The organism is Loktanella sp. DJP18, from assembly GCF_049310965.1.
Taxonomy (GTDB): domain Bacteria; phylum Pseudomonadota; class Alphaproteobacteria; order Rhodobacterales; family Rhodobacteraceae; genus Loktanella.
This window is the reverse complement of the sequence record NZ_JBMERN010000261.1, coordinates 1-2,513: the sequence shown is the minus strand read 5'-3', so window position 1 is coordinate 2,513 and position 2,513 is coordinate 1. Positions and strand designations below refer to the sequence as shown.

The following is a 2,513-nucleotide window of genomic DNA, read 5'->3' as shown; positions in this document are numbered from 1 at the left end:
TGTCAACGGCGGTGACAAATCCGGCCACGCGGCGGAGTAAAACCAGGCCAGTTGCGGGGTGCAAAGCGCCATGGTGCGCGCGCTCCCCAGATAGCTGGCGCGTGCCATGGCGCATTGGCCCAGAGGGCCAATCCTGTGACGGTTGATCAGGTTGAGGCTTGGGCCTTTCGGGCGCGGCTTTGGCCAAGCCGATAGCTGTCGCCATTCATTTCAAGGATGTTGACGTGGTGGGTCAGCCTGTCGAGCAGGGCACCGGTCAGGCGTTCGGTGCCGAAGGTTTCGGTCCATTCGTCGAATGGCAGATTGCTGGTGATCATCGTGGAGCCGCGCTCGTAGCGCTGCGAGATCAGTTCGAACAACAGCTCGGCACCGGTTTTGGACAGGGGCACAAAACCCAGTTCGTCGATGATCAGCAATTTGACGCCGGCGAGCTGCCTTTGCAGGCGGAGCAGGCGGCGTTCGTCTCGGGCTTCCATCATCTCGTTGACCAGCGTCGCGGCGGTGGTGAAGCTGACCGAGAGGCCCTTTTGGCAGGCCGCCAGCCCAAGTCCGAGGGCAACATGGGTCTTGCCTGTGCCGCTGGGCCCCAAGGCGATGACGTTCTCGCGCCGGTCGATCCAGTAGCAGCGAGCCAGCTCCAACACCTGCATCTTGTTGAGCTTTGGGATCGCCTTGAAGTCGAAGCTGTCCAGGCTCTTGGTGGCCGGGAACTTCGCGGCCTTGATACGCCGCTCGATCATCCGCCGCTCACGGTCGATCAATTCCAACTCGACCAAACGCGCCAGGAACTGAACATGATCCAGCCCCTCAGCGGCGCATTGGCGGGCGAGCTTGTCGTATTCCCGCAGGAAGGTGGGCAGCTTCAGCGTCTTGAGGTGATCCGCGAGCAGTAACTTCGGGGCCACGGTCATGCTCTACCCTCCGACATCAGGGCCATATAGCTGGCTGCGGACGTGGTCTCGACGTTCGCCCGCGGCAGGTATGGGTAGACATCGAGGTCCAGCTTCGGCGGCCGTTTCTCGACCTGACAGAGAACGAGGTGCTTGACGGCATCGAAGCCGACCGCCCCCAATTGCAGGGCCTTCTTAACGGCAGCATGCAGGTCGTCGATGTCGAAGGTCTCGAGCAGACGCAGCACCTGGACATACTCGCGGCGTCCGGCCTTGATCATTCGTGCCTCCATCAGGCGGCGCAGGGTGGCGAACTCCGGCGGCAGGTCCCATTCAGCCAAGGGCGCGGCCTGATCCAGGGCGTTGATCTTACGCTCGATGAGCGGAAGGTAATGCACTGGATCGAACACCATGTCCTCGCGGTCGTAGCAGCGGGGATGGCGTGCGATGATCTCACCACGGCAACCGATCACGACCTCTCCGACATAGCCCCTGATCCAGACGTCACGGTGGCCGTAGGCGACTGGCACCGAGTAATCATTGGTCTTGTAGCGCACCAGCGCCTGCGAATTGACCCGTCCGGTGGCCTGATCACAGGCATCGAACGGTGCCGCTGGCAGGTCGGACATCACCACCAGATCACGCACGAGGCGTTGACCGATCGTCTCGAACTGGCCGCGCAGGACATCCGCCTGGCGCTTGCGGCATTGCGCTTCCAAGTAATCGTTGAACGCGTCCCATGTCGCAAACCGTGGGATTGGCACCATGAAGTTGCGGCGGGAATATCCGACCAGCCCTTCCACATTGCCCTTGTCATTACCCTTGCCGGGCCGGCCATAGCGGTCTCGAAACAGGTAATGCGACAGAAACCCGCTGAAGAGGGTAGCCCGCTGGCGCGTTCCATCAGGCAGGATCTTCGCAACCAGACAGCGGTCGTTGTCGTAGAGGACCGATGTGGGCACCTTGCCGAAGAACGCAAACGCATGAACGTGGCCGTCAACCCAGGCTTCAGCTGTCGCCGCAGGATAAGCACGCACGAAGCAGGCATCACTGTGCGGCAGGTCCATGACGAAGAAATGCGCCTTTTGCTCTACACCGCCGATGACAACTACCGCCTCGCCAAAATCGGCTTGGGCGTGCCCGGGCGGGTGCGCCAGCGGCACAAACATCTCGCGACCGCACCGTTCGCGCTGCCGCATGTAATCTTTCACGATCGTATAGCCGCCGATGAACCCGTGCTCATCACGAAGCCGCTCGAACACCCGCTTCGCGGTGTGCCGCTGCTTGCGATGAACCTCCCGATCGCCCTCCAGCCAAGCGTCTATAATCCCGGTGAAGGCGTCCAGCTTCGGCCGCTTGACCGGAGCCGTCCGCCGATATCCGGGCGGGACCGAGAACGCCATCATCTTAGCTACGCTGTCGCGCGAGACGTTGAAATGCCGCGCCGCTTCTCGCTGGCTCATGCCCTCAGCACAGGCCAGCCGAACCTTCCGATACAAATCCACGGTGAAAATCCTCCCGCCCTCCCTGCCGCCAGAAAGGGTAAAAGTGGACGACTTTTACGCCGCCCGCAGCAAGGTCATCCCGCCGCTACCGTGGCCGACTTTCGCACCGCCGTTCTCA

At 61.9% G+C, this 2,513-nt stretch carries 2 protein-coding genes; both read right to left on the bottom strand.

Going from position 1 to position 2,513, the window contains the following annotated elements; translation table 11 throughout:
* Window positions 1-146: 146 nt before the first annotated feature.
* A complete protein-coding gene (istB, locus tag ACOI1H_RS24865; protein WP_422440940.1) occupies window positions 147-911 on the bottom strand; it encodes an IS21-like element helper ATPase IstB in 765 nt (254 codons plus the stop codon).
* Entirely contained in the window at window positions 908-2,395 is a 1,488-nt protein-coding gene (gene istA / locus ACOI1H_RS24860) for an IS21 family transposase (protein WP_422440939.1), read from the bottom strand. The genes istB and istA overlap by 4 nt, the downstream gene beginning before the upstream one ends.
* Window positions 2,396-2,513 lie beyond the last annotated feature (118 nt).

Bases quoted from the DNA above. Each gene is read 5' to 3' on its own strand.
- istB (WP_422440940.1), bottom strand. From the start codon at position 911: ATGACCGTGGCCCCGAAGTTACTGCTCGCGGATCACCTCAAGACGCTG.